A 16,313-nucleotide genomic window follows, 5' to 3' on the forward strand; every position below is an offset into this window, starting at 1 on the left:
CGTAAACCCTCGCCAGGGGGCACCGCCACGCACCGCGAGCCATGAAGGAATTTTTTCTCAACGTGACGCGCTACCCGCGCTACCTGGTGGCCTTCAGCCTGGGGGTGTTCAATTCGGTGCTCGAACCACTGGCCCGCCGAGGCAGCAACCCCGTCACCGCCGTGGCGTTGATCGGGGCCCTGCTCAGTGGCCTGCTCAGCCTGGCTCTCGTGCTGCGTGCGATGGTGAACCCCGCACCGCTGGCATAGGCATGGCACAGGGCCGACGGGTGGAGCGGGTCGCGGCGCTGATCCGGCGTGAAGTGAGCGAACTGCTTGTCCACGGCATCAAGGACGAGCGGGTGGGACTCGGCATGGTGAGTGTCACCGAGGTGGAGGTGGCCGGTGATCTGCAGCACTGCAAAGTCTTCGTGAGCATCTACGGCAGCGAGGACGACCGCCAGGCCGCCCTGGCGGGCCTCAGCTCCGCCACACCCTTCGTGAAGGGGGAACTGGGCCGCCGGCTGAAGCTGCGGCGCACGCCCGAGCTGATCTTCCAGCTCGATCGCGGCATCGAGAAAGGCACAACCGTGCTCGGTCTGCTCAACGAACTCGGGCGGCAGCGTCAGGAGAAAGGGGAGGTCCCACCCGGCCGTGATGATCTCGACGCCTGACTGGCGCCAGCTGTCCCTGCCGCAGCAGGTGGCCCGGCTGCTGGTGGTGCGCCGCAGCGGCCATCTGGGCGATGGCCAGCGCCGCTACCCCCGCTGGGAGCTGCCCAACGCCGAGCTGAAACGATTGCTGGGCCAGGGGGTGGGCGGGGTGATCCTGCTGGGCGGCAGCGCCAGCGAACTGCGCCTTCGCACCGACCAGCTCCAGCGCTGGGCCGGCCGCTCCCTGCTGCTCTGCGCCGATGTGGAGGAAGGCGTGGGCCAGCGCTTCGAGGGGGCCAGCTGGCTGCCCCCTCCCCTGGCCCTCGGCCTGCTCCACGCCAGCGAACCGGCCAGGGCGATCGCCCTGGCCACCGCCTATGGCCACTGCACCGGTCGCCAGGCCCGCCTGCTGGGCCTGAACTGGGTGCTGGCGCCGGTCTGCGATGTGAACAACAACCCGGCCAATCCAGTGATCAATGTGCGGGCCTGGGGGGAGGATCCCAGCACGGCTGGGCGGCTGGGGGCCGCCTTCATCGCCGGCGCCCAGGCCGAAGGGGTGCTGGCCTGCGCCAAGCATTTCCCCGGCCACGGCGACACCGACACCGACTCCCACCTGGAGCTGCCTCGGCTGCCCCACCGTCGCAGCCGGCTGGAGGCGGTGGAGCTGCCCCCGTTTCGCGCCGCGATCGAAGCGGGCGTGGCCACGGTGATGACAGCCCACCTGCTTCTGCCGGAGCTGGATCCAGATCGCCCCGCCACCCTCTCACCCCTGGTGCTGGAGCAGCTGCTGCGCCGGGAGCTGGGCTTCAACGGGCTGGTGGTCACCGATGCCCTGGTGATGGAGGCGATCACCGCCCGGTGGGGCGCCGGAGAAGCGGCGCTGCTGGCCTTCGAGGCCGGGGCCGATCTGCTGCTGATGCCCGCCGATGCCGACGCCGCGATCACTGCCCTGCTGGAGGCGCTCGCCAGCGGCCGGATCAGCCGAGGGCGCCTGGAGCAGAGCCTGGAACGGCGCGAGCGGGCCCTCGCTCTGGCAACCGCAGCGCCAACCGATCCAGCCACCCCTGAAGCCCTGGAGGGAGTTGAAACCGGCGCGGAACTGGCCCTGGCCAGGGAGCTGGTGACCGTCAGCCTGCAGAGCCAGGGCCGCGAGGAACTGCCGCCGGGTCCGGGCCTGAACCTGATCCGGCTCGACAGTGTCCTGGCCAATCCCTTCCTGCCGTTGATGGCACCGGCGCTGCAGCGACCTGCCCGCAACGGCTACGCCGCCTGCCTGATCGATGGCCGCAGCCCAAGCCCCTGGAGCGGCGAGCCGACGGCACCGCTGGCCCTCGATCGCCTGCCACCGGGTCCGGTGCTGCTGCAGCTGTTCGTGCGGGGCAACCCCTTCCGCGGCAGCGCCGGCGGCGAGGAACCCTGGCCCGCGGTGGTGCGTCAACTGCTGGGGGCCGGCAGGCTGGCGGGGCTGGCCATCTACGGCAGCCCCTACCTGTGGCAGGCGCTCCGACCGCTGCTGCCGCAGGAGCTGCCGGCGGCCTACTGCCCCGGGCAGATGCCCCTGGCCCAGGCCCTGCTCCTCGATCGCCTGGGGCTGGCGGGTGGCGGCCTGGAGGGCGGCTTCACAGACTGAATCGCATGGCCCACCAAGTCCAATCCCGGCGCAGGGCCAGCCTGGCGACCAGCCTGGCGAGCGCCGTGGCCTTGCTTCTCACCGGCCCGATGGGGCGCGCTGCACCGGTTGCCGCTGATCCTGTTGTCGCTCAACAGCCACAGGGTAAGCAGTGTCAACGGCTGAACCAATCCGGCAGACCCGATATCCAGCCCGCAGCGATTGACTGGCTGGAGCGTTGCCTCCTCGGACTCCCCACAACGAAGAGCACATACTTCAACGAAAGTGGTTATTCAGCCAAACGCCAGAAACTCCACGACGAGATCATCCGAGCAGCCCTCTCAGGGAAGCCTTGCGTAGCGATGGGAGCGCCGGTTGCCATTCTCACCGGAGGTCCACCGGGCGCCGGCAAAACCACCTGGCTGCGGCGCCACATCAGCGGCTCGCTTCTGCAGAGCAGCTACCGGATCGATGCTGATGAAGTTCGCGAAGCATTACCGGAGTATCACGGCTGGAATGCCAGTTCCACACAAGCTGAGGTCCGCGACATCGTTGCCATGCAGATTGAAGCCATCACCAGGCCATGCCGATTGAACGTGATCTACGATGGAACAATGACCCAGGCTGATCGCTATGAGCAGCTGATTGGATCCTTGAAACAGAACGGTTATCAGGTTTTTCTGGTGCAGATTCTGATCCCTGAGCCCCTCAGCCTGCAACGGGTGCTGGAGCGCTATCAGTCCAGCGGCCGTTATGTGCCGCGCTTGATTGTGAAGGCCTTTTATCAGCGCGGTATTTCCGTGTTCAGGCAGCTGGCCCCCAGGGCGAACGGCTCCGTCCAGGTGGATGGCCTCACCGGCAGGGTTCTCTGGAGCCAGGGCGATCCCCTCCCCGGCAGGGAAGTGAAGCCGATCAATCCAAACCACCCGCCCATGGGTAACCAACAAAGGCAGCCGGTGATCTTTGGGCAGAGTGGCGCACCGGAACAACGCTGAGCCCCTGATCCTGCTGGGCTATGGGCTTGTTTCCGGGCTGCGCAGCACGGTGCTGAAGGGATTGCAAGGATTCGGTGCCAGCCATCCAGTCGGCGGCGAGAATCCGATCAGCTTCTGCAATGTCTTCTTCATCGCCCAGTCGATGGTGGGACTTGCGCTGCTGAGCGCCGAGCCCAGGATCGTCTGGAGGGAGATCCGCACAATCAGCCCGGCGGCCTCAAGAGCCGTGGCCGCCGATTCCTTCCTGGGTTGCTTCCTCGCTCCACTGGCCTTCTACCACTCACTGGATCAGCTCTCGGTGATCACCCAGACGCTGCTGTTCTCGCTGACCCTGCCCGCTTCTGGCTTCCTGGCCCTGTTCTGGCTGAAGGAGAAACTGCCCGAGCGCTTCGCTCTGAGCCTGATGCTGATTTTCGGCGGCTTGCTGATCGGAATCCTGTTCGGTGCAACCGGGGGAATGATGAGCATGGACAACTGGATGGGCCTGGCCTGGGGCCTGGTTTCGGTGTTGGCCACCTCGCTTCGCAACTGCATCCGACGCAAGATTGCCACCTACCAGCTATCCCGTGGCCTCACCGTCGGGGTATCCAATCTGGCTGGAGCACTTGTTTTTGCCATCATCGCGTATCTGCAATACGGCCCCGATCATTTTCTGCTGCTTCAAACCTGGTGGGTCTTCTGGGTGATTGTTGTCTACGGAATCACCCTCAGTCTTGGCACCGAAGTGCTGCGCCAGGCCAGCGGCCGCCTGTTCAGCGTCAGCCAGGTGGCCCTCGCCGGCAGTGGCAGCATCCTCGTGACCGTGGTGAGCGCAGCCGTGGTTCTGGGGGAACCGTTCACGGCGGTGACCGCCCTGAGCCTCGGACTGATCCTGGCCGGGGTGACGCAGCGATTCATCCAGCCCAGGCTCGCCAGCGGCTGAGCCAGCGGTTCCAGGGCGCGGCGAAAACCGCCTTTAGGCTCTGCTGACCCAACCAGGCCGCCGATGCTCAGCCTCTCGATGATCGTGCGGGATGAGGCCGAGCGGCTTGGGTCCTGCCTGGCGTCGGTGGCGGGTTTCGTCGATGAGCTGGTGGTGGTGGACACCGGCTCGCAGGATGACAGCGTGGAGATCGCCAGGCGCCACGGCGCCACGGTGCACCAGATCGCCTGGCCGGGGGATTTCGCACCAGCCCGCAACCTGGCCCTGGAATCGGTGAGCGGCGATTGGGTGCTGGTGCTCGATGCCGATGAGCAGCTCCTGCCGGAAGCCAGAGCCCCGCTGCGGGCCCTGATGGCCCTCCCCGACGTGCTGCTGATCAACCTGCTGCGGCTGGAGCGCGGCGCCGAGCAATCTCCCTATTCCAGCGTGAGCAGGCTGTTTCGCCGCCACCCGGCGATCCACTGGAGCCGGCCATATCACGCGATGGTGGATGACAGCGTGGCGGCGCTGATCGCGCGCGAACCCGGTTGGCGCGTCGCTGAATGCCCCCTGCCCGCCCTGGTGCATGACGGCTACCGACCGGAGCTGCTGGCGGCCGGGGACAAGGCCGAACGCCTACGCCTGGCCATGGAGCAGGACCTGCGCGACAACCCCTCTGATCCCTATGCGAGCGCCAAGCTGGGAGGCCTGGAGATCAGCGAAGGACGCCATCGGCAGGCCATCAGCCGCCTGGAAGCAGGGCTGGCCCACTGCCCCGAGCAGGCCCACCCGCAACGCTACGAACTTCTCTTTCACCTGGCGATCGCCACGGCGGCTCTGGATTCCGAGCGGGCCATCGACCTTTACCGCCAGGCCCTGGCCATTCCGTTGAACCCTCGCCTCAGCCTGGGGGCGCAGCTGAATCTGGCGGCGCTGCTGCTGCGTCAGGGAAACGCCCAAGCCGCCCTGGCCCTGGCGGAAACCGCCACCCGGCGGGCGCCGGAAGTGGCGCTCGGCTGGGGGAACCTCGGGCTGATCCGCCGCCGCCTCGGCGACATCGCCGGCGCGATCGAGGCCTACGGCCAGTCCTTGCGCCTGAACCCCAGCCAGGCCGAAACCCACCAGAACCTGGCGGCAGCCCAACTGCTGGGGGGCAACATCGATGGGGCCCGCAGCCATTTCAGCCAGGCGATCCGCCTGCTGCGCCGCCAGGGACGCGCCCTGGACGCCGACCAGTTGCTGCGCCAGGCCGGTGCGATGGTGAGGCTCGATGCCTGAACCGATGCCAGAAGCCAGCAGTGAGGCGAGGGGCGCCGGATCAGCGGGGCCACCGCTGCTGGGGCGCTCGATCGTGGTGACCCGGGCCGAGCAACAGCTGGGTGAGGCGCGGCAACGGTTCGAGCAGGCCGGGGCCCGGGTGCTTGATCTGCCCGCCCTGGTGATCGGGCCTCCCGATGCCTGGGGACCGCTTGATGATGCCCTCGCTGAACTGGACGACTTCCACTGGCTGGTCTTCTCCAGCGGCAACGGCGTCGATGCCGTCGAGCAGCGCCTGGAGCGGATCGGCACCAACCTCGCCGGCCGGCCCCGTTCCCTGAAGATCGCCGCGGTGGGTCGCAAAACAGCCGCACGGCTGGAATCCCTTCGGGCCCCGGCCGACTTCATCCCCCCTGCCTTCGTGGCCGAGAGCCTGATCGAGCATTTTCCCGTTTCAGGCTGGGGTCTGCGCCTGCTGCTGCCGAGGGTGCAGAGCGGCGGTCGCACCCTGCTGGGTGAAGCCTTTGGCGAAGCCGGTGCCCGGGTGGTCGAGGTGGCCGCCTATGAGTCGCGCTGCCCGCAGCAGATGCCGGCCGCCACCGCCACCGCCCTGGCGGAGCAGAGGATCGATGCGATCACCTTCAGCAGCGGCAAGACCGTGCTGCACAGCTGCCAGTTGTTCGAGCGGCAGTTTGGTGACGATTGGCGCCGGCAACTGGAGGCCGTGGCGCTGATCACGATCGGCCCCCAGACCAGCCGCACCTGCCTGGAGTTGCTCGGCCGCATCGACGGACAAGCTGATCCCCACGATCTGGACGGCCTGGTTCAGGCCTGCATCCATACCCTGGCGAACCGCCCCCAGCTCAGAGCAGCGCCGGGTTGAGTCTGGCGCTGACGGTCCGCTGCCCCTGGCGAAGCAGGAGGTGGCCGGATTGGGCATCGATCGAGGCCACACTCCAGCCGATCGGCAGCAGGGGGGTGGTGCGCCCCCCCTGGTCACCCCTGGAGAGGCTGCCACTCTCGTTGCGGTAGGTGACCAGCGCCTGGGGAACCCCCCCGACGCTGACCACACCGTTGAACTGAAAGCCAGCCGGCAGGGTGATCGGCGGCTGAACGGCCAGGGATCCAGGCCGACCTGTTGCGGCGGCTGCTGGGGCTGCGGTGCGGGGCCGGGCCAGCGGGGCGAACGGATCGAGGCGCCGCTCCGGGGTGGTGGCCAGCACCTGCTCACGACTGGGCAGTGGCGTGAAGCCCTGGGTGGCCGGCGAGGCGACCGCTGGCCTGGAAGCGCCAGCAACCTTGGCGGGCTGCGGTGCAGCCGGCGCTGGAGCAGGCGGTGGCAGCAGCGCCTCGGGGCCGGGCGGTGGCGCACTGGCGCAGCCGACCAGGGCGGCCAGGGCGGCGATAGCCAGAGCCAGGTGTCCCATTCCCCGCAAATCAGTCGATCGGATGTCCACGTTCCACGAGATCCCTGAAGCGATCCAGATTGGCCTGGAGTTCCCGGGTGACGATTCCACCCAGGATGGCGGGTTCCATCAACGGCGCAAGCACACCCGGCAACTCGTAACTGACGGTGAGACGAACCGCCGTGAGGGATTCGCTCTGGGGGTAAAACCGCACGGCACCCTTGGTGGGCAATCCTCCCACCGATTCCCAGTGCAGCTGCTGGGCCTCGACTCGCTTGGAGATCCGCGCCTTCCAGTGGAAACGAAAGCCCTGGGCGGAGAGGGTCCAGTCGGTGAGATCAGGATCGTCGAGGGTCTTGACCGATTCGATCCAACGCATCCAGCGCGGCATCGCCTCCAGATCGCTCCACACCTCCCAGACCCGCTCCACCGGAGCGGTGATTTCGGTGGTGACGCTGTGCTCCAGCCAACGACCCATGGCTTCAGGCCACCGCGGCGCAACGGGTCAGGCGGGCCGGCTGCTCAAGGATGGCGGCAGCGGCCAGACGGCCACTCATGGTGGCGCCCTCCATGGAATCGATGTAGTCCTGGCGGGTGTAGCTGCCGGCCAGGAAGAAATTGCTCACCGGCGTGCGCTGCTGAGGACGGAACGGCTCCATGCCCGGTGCCTCCCGATAGAGCGACTGGGCCAATTTCACCACATTGCTCCAGATCAAGGTGAGCGGCTGGGCGGAAGGGAACAATTGCCGAACCTGGCCATCCACCGCCGCGGCGATCGCCGCGTTGCCCTTGGCGATCCAGGGATCGCCGGGGGTGAGCACGCACTGCAGCAGAGATCCCTGGCCGGGGCGGCGATAGTCGTCGGGGCTGGCCAGGGCCAGATCGGCGAAACAACTGAAATCGGCGTCGGCGGTGTAAAGCAGGTTGTTGAGACCGGCGGGGCGCTCAAGGTTGCGGCGGGCGGCTTGATTGGCCTCCGAATCGCCCAGTTCGGTCACCCAGCCGTCATAACGCAGCTGCACGGTTGCCACAGGCACCGCCTCGAGCCTGTAGATGTCATCGAACTGCTGAAAACGGCGCCAGGCCGGCGGCAGCAGCCGCTGGATGCCTGGCACGTCACAGGCGGCCAGATAAACATCGGCCTCCACGCTGATCTCGCCATCGGGTGTGCCCAGCAGCAGGTCGGTGATCCGGGGGGAGTCGGTGCCGTTCTCCTCGAAGCGCACCTCACTGACGCGATGCCGCAGATGCAGATGGGCGCCACGGGCTTCGATGTAATCGAGGATCGGCTGATGCAGCCAACGGTGGGGGGAACCCTTCAGCAGGTTGAGCTGGGAGGCCTCGGTGCGGGTGGCGAACATCAGGAAGATGGTCAGCATGCAGCGGGCCGAGATCGTGGCGCAATCGATGAAGCCGAGCGCATAGGCGATCGGGTCCCACATCCGCTCGATGCTGCGCTCACTGCCGCCGTGGCCGACGAACCAGGCCTTGAAACTGAGGCGATCCAGGTCGCGGATCACCGCCATGGCTCCGTCGTAATCCACCAGGCCACGCACGATCGGGCTGGTGCCGAGAGCCAGGGCGTTGCGCAGCTTGTCGATCCAGTCGAGCTGGGGGGTGGTGAAAAAGGCCTTGAGGCCATTGAAGGGGGCGCCGATCGGGAAGCGAAAATCCAGCTCCCGCAGATCCCCCCCCTTGTTGACGAACAGGTGAGTGTGGTCCTTGGGCAGCAGGTTCTCGAAGGCTCCCACCTTGCGCATCAGGGCAAAGAGGTTGGCGTAGTTGAAGAAGAAAACGTGCAGCCCCATCTCGATGTGGTTGCCGTCGCCATCCACCCAGCTGCCCACCTTGCCGCCCACGAACGGACGCGCCTCGTAGAGGTCGACCTGGTGGCCGGCATCACAGAGGTCGACGGCCGCTGACAAGCCCGCCAGACCCGCACCCACGATGGCGACCCGCACCCCATCACTCCCGCTTTCTCCGACTCTATGGAGCCGACCGTCGCGGCGGCGGTTGTTCAGAAGCCGGGAAGCCTCCATAGAGTGGATGCAGCGAATTCCTCAAGACCCCACAGGCGCCCCCATGAGCAGCTCGATCGCAACGGTGACGGCAGACCAGGCTCCGGCCACCCACACCGGCAAGGACGGCAAGGGAATCCTGATCACCGACCCCGCCATGAAGCAACTGGCCGGCCTCACCCAGCAACAGGGTGAGGAGAAGCTGCTGCGGGTGGGTGTGCGCTCCGGTGGCTGCAGCGGCATGAGCTACACGATGGATTTCGTGGCCGCTGATGCGATCCAGGCCGATGACGAGGTGTACGTGTATGAACCGGCGGGGGCCGCCAGCTTCCGGGTGGTGTGTGACCCCAAAAGCCTGCTTTACATCTACGGCATGCAACTGGATTTCAGCTCCGCGCTGATCGGCGGCGGCTTCAACTTCACCAACCCGAACGCCAGCCAGACCTGTGGCTGCGGCAGTTCCTTCGCCGTCTGAGCCGGCAGCGTGGGAACCTGAGCCCATCCCTTTCGACCACCGCCGCTGCCGATGACGGCCACCAGTTCTTCTGCGGAATCCCAGTTCGATCAGGCGATCGACCGCTACCGGCAGGGCGCTCCAGCCGCCGAGCTGATCGACGAATTTCTGGCGATCACGGCCCAGGCTCCGCGCCTGGCCGCTGCCTGGACCTGCCTGGCCTGGTTGCAACTGCTGGAGGATCAGCCGGAGCAGGCGCTGCGATCGGCCCGGACGGCGGTGAAACTCAACCCCCAGGACCCGCAGTCGCGGGTGAATCTCAGCCTGGCGATGCTCGATACCGGCGCCAAAGGGGTGCGCGAACACATCGACCTGGTTCTGCGGGTCACGGCCCTCGCGCCTGAGCTGGCCACCGAACTGCAGGGTTCGATCAGCGATGGCCTGAGCCGCAAGCCCGGCTGGACCTCCCTGGAGAAGGTGCGGAACTGGCTGCAGGGTTGAGCGGCAGGTCTTCTGGAGGGGCCAGCCCCATGCAGCGCGTTCTCCTGCTCAGCAACGGCCACGGCGAGGATCTGAGCGGCAGCCTGATCGGCGCTCGGCTCCAGGCCGGCGGGGTGATCGTGCAGGCCCTGCCGCTGGTGGGGCATGGCGCGGCCTACCGACAGGCGGGCATCGAGGTGCTGGGAGCCACCCGCGAATTCAGCACCGGCGGTCTCGGCTACACGAGCCTGGGCGGCCGGCTGACCGAACTGTTTCAAGGTCAGCTGGCCTACCTGCTCGGCCGGCTGGGCCTGTTCCTGCGCCAGAGCCGAACGGCCGATCTGGTGGTGGTGGTCGGCGATGTGATCCCGGTGCTGGCCGCCTGGTGGAGCCGCCGGCCGGTGGTGACCTATCTCGTGGCCTACTCCAGCCACTACGAGGGCAGGCTGCGACTGCCGTGGCCGTGCGGTCTCTGCCTGAAGCAGCGGCGGTTTCGCCGCCTGTTCAGCCGCGATGCCTTGACGGCCAGTGATCTCACCGCCCAGCTGGGGCGGGCGGTGGACTTTCTCGGCAACCCCTTTCTCGATCCCGCACTGACGGACGCTCCACAGCCAGACGGCCGTGAACCATCCACAGAATCAGAGCCACGCTCAGTCTGTCTGCTGCCGGGAAGCCGGCTGCCGGAAGCGGAGCGGAACCTGGAATCGATGCTTGCGGTGCTCGAAGCGCTTCCAGCCGATCTGCAGCAACCGGCTTGCCTTGGCCTGGACGCGGCCCTGGTCAAAGCGTTCACACCGGAGCGGATCGCAGCGGTGGCGGCCCGGCTGAACTGGAGGCTGGAGAACCGCAGCCTGCGGCAGGGTCCACTGGAGCTGCGGCTGCACTGGGGGCGCTTCCCCGCCGTCCTGCAACAGGCCAGCCTTGTGCTCTCAATGACCGGCACCGCCGCTGAACAGGCGGTCGGGCTGGGGAAACCGGTGATCCAGCTGGCCGGGTTCGGACCGCAGTTCACCCCTGCCTTTGCCGAAGCCCAGCGGCGGCTGCTCGGACCCTCGGTGGTCTGCAGCGCCGGGGAACCGGGAACCGCCCTGAGCCTGGCCGGCACCGCCCGGCTGCTGCAGGAGCAGCTCGAAGCCCTCGGCGCCGGCACCAGCCTGGCGAACCGCTGCCGAGCCAATGGGCTGGAGCGGATCGGCGGCCCGGGCGGTTCAGCGAGAATGGCGGAGCAGATCCTGGCCTTGCTGGATGACTGAACCGGCTTTGCCTTCCCTGAGCATGCGTCTGAAGGGTTGGCTCGACAACCTGCTGGTGCTGAATGTGTTCGTGGTGATCAGTGGAGCACTCTGGTTCGCCCTGGCGATCGGGCTGCACAGCCAGAAGGTGGAGGCACCGCTTGTCCTGTTTCAACGGCTCTGGACCCCGCTGTTCACCCCGGCCATCGGCGTGCTGATGGCCGCATCGGTGCTCAGCGGCGTGCTGGGCTGGTGGCAGCGGCGAGGGCCGCGGCAAGTTCCGGGTAGCGGAAGTTGAAGCCCTGATCCAGCAGACGCTGCGGCACCACCTCCTGGCCCTGAAGCACCACCTGGGCCCCGTCACCCAGCAGGAGTTGCAGCATGGGGCCGGGCACCGGCAGCAGGCTGGGCCGGCCCAGCACCCTGCCGAGGGCAGCGGCAAACCCCGCCATCGAAACCGGCTTCGGCGCCACAGCGTTGTAGACGCCCCGGTAGCCGGGATCCTCCAGCGCCTGGGCGATCAGGCTGCAGAGGTCATCGCGATGGATCCAGCTCATCCACTGGCCGCCCGAGCCGATCGGGCCACCCAGCCCGGCACGGAACACCGGCAGCATCTTGCCCAGGGCGCCGCCATCGGCACCGAGCACGATGCCGATCCGCAGCTTCACAACCCGGGCGAAGGCCGCCGCCCCATCCGCCGCCGCCTCCCACTGGCTGCAGAGCCGGCCGAGAACATCGTCAGCGGCAGGGCTCGCCTCGCTGAACCGCCGCTCCAGGCTGCTGCCGTAGTACCCCACGGCCGAGCCGCTGACCAGCACCGCCGGCCCGGACTGGAGCGCCGCCATCGCCTCCACCAGCAGCCGGGTGGGCTGCAGGCGGCTGTCGAACAGCAGGCGCACCTGCTCGGCCGTCCAGCGCTTCTCGGCGATCGGCTCCCCGGCCAGGTTCACCACCCCTTCGGCCGCGGCCAGGGCCTCGCCCAGCTCGGGCCGCTGCCAGCTGGCCGCCAGGGCGGGATCGGCCACGAGCCGTTGGAGCCCGGAGTGCTCCAGGCCCGCAAGGCTGCCGGAACGGCGGCTCACCACGCTGCAGGAATGGCCCCGCTCCAGCAGCAGGGGCACCAGGGCACGCCCGATGAACCCGGTGCATCCCAGCAGAAGCAGGCGCATGACTGTGATCCGGCGGCAGGGGAACAGGCTAGGAGCCAGGGCTCGCCAGGGCCGGTGGGGGGTCGGTGAGGCCGAGGCGGCGCGCCAGTGGCACCAGGGCGAAGCCCTGACCCAGCAGGCCCAGCAACACGACCCCGAGCGCCAGGGGCGGCATCAGGTGCCCCCAGGACACCCCACTGGCGGCGGCCTGGATCGCCATCGCGATCGGCACGGCGCCGCGCAGCCCGGCCATTCCCACAAACAGCTTTTCGGCCTGGTTGTAGCCGCTCCGCACCAGCAGTCCCTGCACCATCAGCCAGCGCGCCAGCAGCATGGCCAGGAACAACACCACCGCCCAGCCAAAGGTCTGAACCACCTCCCGGGGGTCCACCACAAGCCCCATGCAGAGGAACAGCAGCAGCTCCGCCAGCTTGGTGAAGCCGGCATGGGCCTCCTCCAGGGCCGGCTGATCTCCATCGGGGCTGTTGCCCAGCACCAGGCCGGCGATGAAGGCCGCCAGCAGGCCACTGCCACCAAGCAGCTCGGTGGCTCCCACCAGCAGCATCAGTTCCGCCAGGCTCATCACCGCCAGCAGGGAGGGGCTGGCCTTACTGCGGTGCTTCGCGAGCAGGAACTGGGCGATGCTGCCGCCCATGAAACCCAACAGACCACCCAAGAGGAACTGGCGCACCACGTCGATCACCAGCCCTGAAGGCGCCGTGACGGCCCCCCCTGCCATGGCGAGGGCGAGGCCGGAGAACACAACAGCCACCGGATCGTTCACCGCCGATTCCACCTCGATCAAGGCGAGCAGCCGCAGGGGCAGCAGGCCTGAGAGGGGGCGCAGCATCGCCAGCACCGCCGAGGCATCGGTGCTGCAGACCATCGCTCCGACGAACAGTGCCAGCGGCAGGCTGGCGGGGATCTCGCCGCCGGGGAGGTACTGCAAACCCAGCACCACAGCCATCACCAGCAGGGCGGTGATCAGGGAGCCGGCTGTGGCCAGGCGGGTGGCCGGGCGGATCACGGAGCGGACCCGGCGCCAGTTGGTGGTGAGCCCTCCGAAGAAGAGCACCAGCACCAAGGCAACCTGGGCCACCAATTCGGCCCTGGGGAGGCTGAGCAGCGGCAGGGGTTCGCCGGGCAGGGCTTCAAGGTTGTTATCGGTGAGCAAACCGAGCACAAGCACCAGCAGAATTCCCGGCACACGGACCTTGATGGCCAGCGAATCGAGCAGAACAGCGGCCAGCAGCAGGGCGCCGAACACAGCCAGCGCCATGGCCAGGTTCGTTCCCAACAGAAGACCAATCCAGTGGGAGTGGTTATAGCCTGATCGGGCCGCCTTTTCGCCTGATGGCCGAAACTCCCACCGCCGCGATCAAGAAGGGCTCCCTGGTGAAGGTGAATGCGGCCGCCTATGCCGGCAGCCTCGAAGCAGCGGCCAGCGACCCCACACCGCCTGCTTATCTGTTCGAAGGGCCCGGCGAAGTGCTGGCGATCAAGGGCGATTACGCCCAGCTGCACTGGAGCCTGCCGGTACCCGACATCTGGCTCCGGCTGAATCAGCTCGAAACCTTCTGAGCCGGATCCCCGCGCCTCAGAGTTCCAGCCGGCGGCGCTCCTGATGCAGAAGGCTGCGGCGGTGCTTGGCTTCACGCAGCATTTCGCGGCCATCCCTGAGGTAGCTGTCCACATAACCCATGGTGTAGCGCTCCAGTTCAGCCAGGGCATCCTGCACCTGGCTGAGGCAGTGGTAGAGGCTGAGGCCGAATCCCTTGGCGGCGGCAGGGCAGGCCAGGGAACGGAACAGGGCCTCCACCTTCTCAAGTTTGGCTTTGCTCTGGGCCAGAAAAACGCAGAAGGCCTCCATCAGGGCGTCGTCGTAGGGATCGGCCGAGAGGGCCCGCAACTGGGCGGGGAAGGGGTTGATCACCTGGGCGAGCAGACGATCGATCGGGCCGTAGACCTGCTGCAGCCAGGCAACCAGTTCGCTGTCCCTGGAGCGCCCGCGCTGACGCATTGGCACGGCGGGAATAGCGGCCACGAAGCCGGCACGCTCGGCGTCGTAGTGGCGGCGCTGCTCCGCATCGCCCAGCACCGCCCAGGCCTCGTTGAGGGCCAGGATCACGGTGGCATCACCGCCGGCATCGGGGTGATGCCGTTTGACCAGGGCGCGATAGGCCGCCTTGATCGCGGCGGCACTGGAGCCGGGCGCCACCCCCAGAACGGCGTAGAGCTCTGGTTTGGTGGAAGGCACCAGCGATGCACCGAACAGACACACCATCATCGCCACGGGCCGGGCCGGAAGGCAGTGATCAGCCAGCAAAAAACCCCCGTTGCCGGGGGTTGCTGGTGTGTGAGGAGCTTGGGGCCGTGAATCAGAACCGGAAGGTGGTCTGAACCAGGCCGCCGAACACATTGAAGGTGTCGTCGCTGCCGGTGTTCTGGCCCAGGGGACGGCTCAGGTAGAAGATCGCCGGGGTGACCGAGATGTTGTCGGAAACCCGGAAGCGATACCACCATTCCCAGACGTAGTTGCCATCGTCGGGGGTGGTGTTGGCGTTGTCGTTGGTGCCACGAGACAACTGAGTGGCGAAGGTGCCCTGACCAACGGCCATGCCGGCGGCATTGCCCTTGGCAAACACATCACTCCACTGCAGACCGGCGAACCAGCTCTGAGACTGAGTGACGTAGGGCTGTACGAACTCAGCGCCGGTGGTCCTGGTGTCGTTGCCCGAAAGGGTGTTGATACCCCAACCCACACTCAGAGATGGAACGAAGCCGGGCTTCTTGGGTTGCCAGTAGGCGTTGACGGCGAAGTTGTTGGAATCACCGTTGGCCAGGAAGGAGCTGTTCGAGGCGGCAAAGCCAGTGCTGCGCCGGAAGTTGGTGGCGGCCTGACCGTAGCGATAAGCCAGGGAGATGTTCCACTGGGGAGCCGTGTAGTTCAGCTGGGCCAGGAAGTTGCCGCGGGAGCAATCAGCACCGATGCCGCCTTCGCCACCGGAGCAGGCAAACGGATTGCCTTCATAAACGGTGCCCACGTTGCCCGTCTGAGCCACGTAACTGGCACCGAAACTGAAGGCACCTTGCCCCTTCTTGACGTTCTGCTTCCAGATGCCTGCCAGCAGGGAACCGGTGGCCTTGTTGTAGACACCAGGCGCACCGTGGACGGAGAAGTAATCAAGGATATTGGCGTTGTAAACCGAGGGGTTCACTGCCAGCGACTCAGTGTTCCGGGCCTTGGGACCAACAATGAAGCTGAACTCCTTACCAACGGGGAAGCGGTAGTAGAGACGATCGATGCCAACCCCATCGGAGCCGCCAAAGCCGTTGCTGGACTTGTCGAGGTTGGTCAGGTTAACCGGATCACCACTGCCTGCACCGAATGCATTGGCGAAGTTGCCGGAACGCAGCCGGGTGTAAAGCAGGTCCTTGCCGGTGAAGCTAGTCAGCAGGTTGAGGCGGACGTCGTAGCTGAAGGTGGTGGCGCCATTCGCCTGGTTATACAGGTCTGACGTGTTCCTGCCCAAACCAGTGGGCACGCCAGCGATAGGACCGTTGCGATCACCGCCGGCGCTGAGGGCACCAAGCACGAAGTTGGCTTCACCCTGGAGTTTGGTGGTGGTGGAGAACTGGCTGGCTTCGAGTTCACCCACCTTGGCCTCAAGGCCATCGACCCGGCCCTTGAGCACGGCGAGTTCGGCCTCGAACTCCTTCATCAACCGCCGCAATTCGTCGGTTACCTCGGTGATCCGATCGAGGCAGGCGTTGAGCAGAGCAGCGGCTTCCCAGCGGCTCAGCGGCTGCTTGCCGCGGAAGGTGCCATCGGGATATCCCGCCACGCAACCATATTGCTCAACCAGGTTGGAGAGCGCCTGATAGGCCCACTCGGTGGGTTGAACATCGGAGAACTGGCTGATGCTGGTGACCTGGTTCTGGCTTTTAGCCGAAGCAGGCCGGGCATACTTGTTGATGCCATCAAGATTGAGATCTGCGGCGGAAGCGGCCAGGGGACTGAACATCCCAAGGGCCACAGGCGCCAGCAGGAGCTGCTGGAACGGTTTCATTGGATCCTCACACCAATTGAGGGGGCTTCCATTGGAAGCTGCGCAAAGTGTATCGGATGCGGCCTCTTGAAACCATCAAAATAGAACTGGATGATGTATCGCAGGATACGCC

Annotated in this window: 19 protein-coding genes; 12 read left to right on the forward strand and 7 right to left on the reverse strand. The window is 66.7% G+C overall.

The window, feature by feature from the left end:
- Positions 1-41 precede the first annotated feature (41 nt).
- The 7 genes from ACXMDY_RS10300 (at position 42) to ACXMDY_RS10330 (ending at position 6,276) form a co-directional block, all read left to right on the forward strand.
- The gene (locus ACXMDY_RS10300) at positions 42-248 is read left to right on the forward strand and encodes a DUF751 family protein (RefSeq protein WP_259701930.1); all 207 of its coding nucleotides are present in this window, start codon (positions 42-44) and stop codon (positions 246-248) included.
- Positions 249-250: 2 nt separating this feature from the next.
- Positions 251-652 (forward strand): 30S ribosome-binding factor RbfA, encoded by a 402-nt coding sequence (rbfA, locus tag ACXMDY_RS10305; RefSeq protein ID WP_259701929.1) that lies wholly within the window; start codon positions 251-253, stop codon positions 650-652.
- Positions 636-2,261 (forward strand): glycoside hydrolase family 3 N-terminal domain-containing protein, encoded by a 1,626-nt coding sequence (locus tag ACXMDY_RS10310; protein ID WP_457767603.1) that lies wholly within the window; start codon positions 636-638, stop codon positions 2,259-2,261. The genes rbfA and ACXMDY_RS10310 overlap by 17 nt, the downstream gene beginning before the upstream one ends.
- A gap of 89 nt (positions 2,262-2,350) precedes the next feature.
- Entirely contained in the window at positions 2,351-3,235 is an 885-nt protein-coding gene (locus ACXMDY_RS10315; protein ID WP_259701952.1) for a zeta toxin family protein, read from the forward strand.
- Positions 3,213-4,157: a DMT family transporter gene (locus tag ACXMDY_RS10320; protein ID WP_259701927.1), complete on the forward strand. Its 945-nt coding sequence runs from the start codon at positions 3,213-3,215 to the stop codon at positions 4,155-4,157. The genes ACXMDY_RS10315 and ACXMDY_RS10320 overlap by 23 nt, the downstream gene beginning before the upstream one ends.
- A gap of 63 nt (positions 4,158-4,220) precedes the next feature.
- A complete protein-coding gene (locus ACXMDY_RS10325; protein ID WP_259701926.1) occupies positions 4,221-5,414 on the forward strand; it encodes a glycosyltransferase in 1,194 nt (397 codons plus the stop codon).
- A gap of 4 nt (positions 5,415-5,418) precedes the next feature.
- Complete coding sequence (locus ACXMDY_RS10330; protein WP_259701925.1) at positions 5,419-6,276, forward strand: uroporphyrinogen-III synthase; 858 nt, start codon at positions 5,419-5,421, stop codon at positions 6,274-6,276.
- Here the strand turns inward: ACXMDY_RS10330 and ACXMDY_RS10335 are convergent.
- The 3 genes from ACXMDY_RS10335 to zds are packed head-to-tail and all read right to left on the reverse strand — an operon-like array spanning position 6,257 to position 8,760.
- Positions 6,257-6,820, reverse strand: coding sequence for a hypothetical protein (locus tag ACXMDY_RS10335; protein WP_259701924.1), 564 nt, complete (start codon positions 6,818-6,820; stop codon positions 6,257-6,259). The two genes, ACXMDY_RS10330 and ACXMDY_RS10335, sit on opposite strands and share 20 nt — an antisense overlap.
- 10 nt (positions 6,821-6,830) lie before the next feature.
- On the reverse strand, positions 6,831-7,277 hold the full coding sequence (locus tag ACXMDY_RS10340; RefSeq protein WP_259701923.1) for an SRPBCC family protein: 447 nt from the start codon (positions 7,275-7,277) through the stop codon (positions 6,831-6,833).
- Between the two features lie 4 nt (positions 7,278-7,281).
- The gene (zds, locus tag ACXMDY_RS10345; RefSeq protein ID WP_259701951.1) at positions 7,282-8,760 is read right to left on the reverse strand and encodes a 9,9'-di-cis-zeta-carotene desaturase; all 1,479 of its coding nucleotides are present in this window, start codon (positions 8,758-8,760) and stop codon (positions 7,282-7,284) included.
- Between the two features lie 121 nt (positions 8,761-8,881).
- Here zds and ACXMDY_RS10350 point away from each other — a divergent pair, with 121 nt between their 5' ends.
- The 4 genes from ACXMDY_RS10350 to ACXMDY_RS10365 are packed head-to-tail and all read left to right on the forward strand — an operon-like array spanning position 8,882 to position 11,281.
- On the forward strand, positions 8,882-9,292 hold the full coding sequence (locus ACXMDY_RS10350) for a HesB/IscA family protein (protein ID WP_259701922.1): 411 nt from the start codon (positions 8,882-8,884) through the stop codon (positions 9,290-9,292).
- A 51-nt stretch (positions 9,293-9,343) separates the two neighbouring features.
- On the forward strand, positions 9,344-9,772 hold the full coding sequence (locus ACXMDY_RS10355) for a hypothetical protein (protein WP_259701921.1): 429 nt from the start codon (positions 9,344-9,346) through the stop codon (positions 9,770-9,772).
- 29 nt (positions 9,773-9,801) lie between these two features.
- A complete protein-coding gene (locus tag ACXMDY_RS10360) occupies positions 9,802-11,004 on the forward strand; it encodes a lipid-A-disaccharide synthase-related protein (RefSeq protein WP_259701920.1) in 1,203 nt (400 codons plus the stop codon).
- On the forward strand, positions 10,997-11,281 hold the full coding sequence (locus ACXMDY_RS10365; RefSeq protein WP_457767604.1) for a hypothetical protein: 285 nt from the start codon (positions 10,997-10,999) through the stop codon (positions 11,279-11,281). Before ACXMDY_RS10360 ends, ACXMDY_RS10365 begins: the two co-directional genes overlap by 8 nt.
- Here the strand turns inward: ACXMDY_RS10365 and ACXMDY_RS10370 are convergent.
- On the reverse strand, positions 11,217-12,152 hold the full coding sequence (locus tag ACXMDY_RS10370) for a TIGR01777 family oxidoreductase (RefSeq protein ID WP_259701918.1): 936 nt from the start codon (positions 12,150-12,152) through the stop codon (positions 11,217-11,219). The genes ACXMDY_RS10365 and ACXMDY_RS10370 overlap by 65 nt on opposite strands.
- A 28-nt stretch (positions 12,153-12,180) precedes the next feature.
- Positions 12,181-13,428, reverse strand: coding sequence for a cation:proton antiporter domain-containing protein (locus ACXMDY_RS10375; protein WP_259701917.1), 1,248 nt, complete (start codon positions 13,426-13,428; stop codon positions 12,181-12,183).
- Positions 13,429-13,484: 56 nt separating this feature from the next.
- Between ACXMDY_RS10375 and ndhO the strand changes: the two genes are divergently transcribed.
- Entirely contained in the window at positions 13,485-13,712 is a 228-nt protein-coding gene (ndhO, locus tag ACXMDY_RS10380) for an NAD(P)H-quinone oxidoreductase subunit O (protein ID WP_259701916.1), read from the forward strand.
- Between the two features lie 16 nt (positions 13,713-13,728).
- Here the strand turns inward: ndhO and ACXMDY_RS10385 are convergent, their stop codons facing one another.
- Complete coding sequence (locus tag ACXMDY_RS10385; RefSeq protein WP_259701915.1) at positions 13,729-14,418, reverse strand: J domain-containing protein; 690 nt, start codon at positions 14,416-14,418, stop codon at positions 13,729-13,731.
- A 91-nt stretch (positions 14,419-14,509) separates the two neighbouring features.
- Complete coding sequence (locus tag ACXMDY_RS10390; protein ID WP_259701914.1) at positions 14,510-16,201, reverse strand: iron uptake porin; 1,692 nt, start codon at positions 16,199-16,201, stop codon at positions 14,510-14,512.
- Positions 16,202-16,313 lie beyond the last annotated feature (112 nt).

It is taken from the genome of Cyanobium sp. ULC082 (assembly GCF_977927535.1).

Coding starts and splice junctions, on each gene's coding strand:
- ACXMDY_RS10300 (WP_259701930.1), top strand. CDS start 42: ATGAAGGAATTTTTTCTCAACGTGACGCGCTACCCGCGCTACCTGGTG.
- rbfA (WP_259701929.1), top strand. CDS start 251: ATGGCACAGGGCCGACGGGTGGAGCGGGTCGCGGCGCTGATCCGGCGT.
- ACXMDY_RS10310 (WP_457767603.1), top strand. CDS start 636: ATGATCTCGACGCCTGACTGGCGCCAGCTGTCCCTGCCGCAGCAGGTG.
- ACXMDY_RS10315 (WP_259701952.1), top strand. CDS start 2,351: ATGGGGCGCGCTGCACCGGTTGCCGCTGATCCTGTTGTCGCTCAACAG.
- ACXMDY_RS10325 (WP_259701926.1), top strand. CDS start 4,221: ATGCTCAGCCTCTCGATGATCGTGCGGGATGAGGCCGAGCGGCTTGGG.
- ACXMDY_RS10330 (WP_259701925.1), top strand. CDS start 5,419: ATGCCAGAAGCCAGCAGTGAGGCGAGGGGCGCCGGATCAGCGGGGCCA.
- ACXMDY_RS10335 (WP_259701924.1), bottom strand. CDS start 6,820: ATGGGACACCTGGCTCTGGCTATCGCCGCCCTGGCCGCCCTGGTCGGC.
- ACXMDY_RS10340 (WP_259701923.1), bottom strand. CDS start 7,277: ATGGGTCGTTGGCTGGAGCACAGCGTCACCACCGAAATCACCGCTCCG.
- ACXMDY_RS10350 (WP_259701922.1), top strand. CDS start 8,882: ATGAGCAGCTCGATCGCAACGGTGACGGCAGACCAGGCTCCGGCCACC.
- ACXMDY_RS10355 (WP_259701921.1), top strand. CDS start 9,344: ATGACGGCCACCAGTTCTTCTGCGGAATCCCAGTTCGATCAGGCGATC.
- ACXMDY_RS10360 (WP_259701920.1), top strand. CDS start 9,802: ATGCAGCGCGTTCTCCTGCTCAGCAACGGCCACGGCGAGGATCTGAGC.
- ACXMDY_RS10365 (WP_457767604.1), top strand. CDS start 10,997: ATGACTGAACCGGCTTTGCCTTCCCTGAGCATGCGTCTGAAGGGTTGG.
- ACXMDY_RS10370 (WP_259701918.1), bottom strand. CDS start 12,152: ATGCGCCTGCTTCTGCTGGGATGCACCGGGTTCATCGGGCGTGCCCTG.
- ndhO (WP_259701916.1), top strand. CDS start 13,485: ATGGCCGAAACTCCCACCGCCGCGATCAAGAAGGGCTCCCTGGTGAAG.
- ACXMDY_RS10385 (WP_259701915.1), bottom strand. CDS start 14,418: ATGATGGTGTGTCTGTTCGGTGCATCGCTGGTGCCTTCCACCAAACCA.
- ACXMDY_RS10390 (WP_259701914.1), bottom strand. CDS start 16,201: ATGAAACCGTTCCAGCAGCTCCTGCTGGCGCCTGTGGCCCTTGGGATG.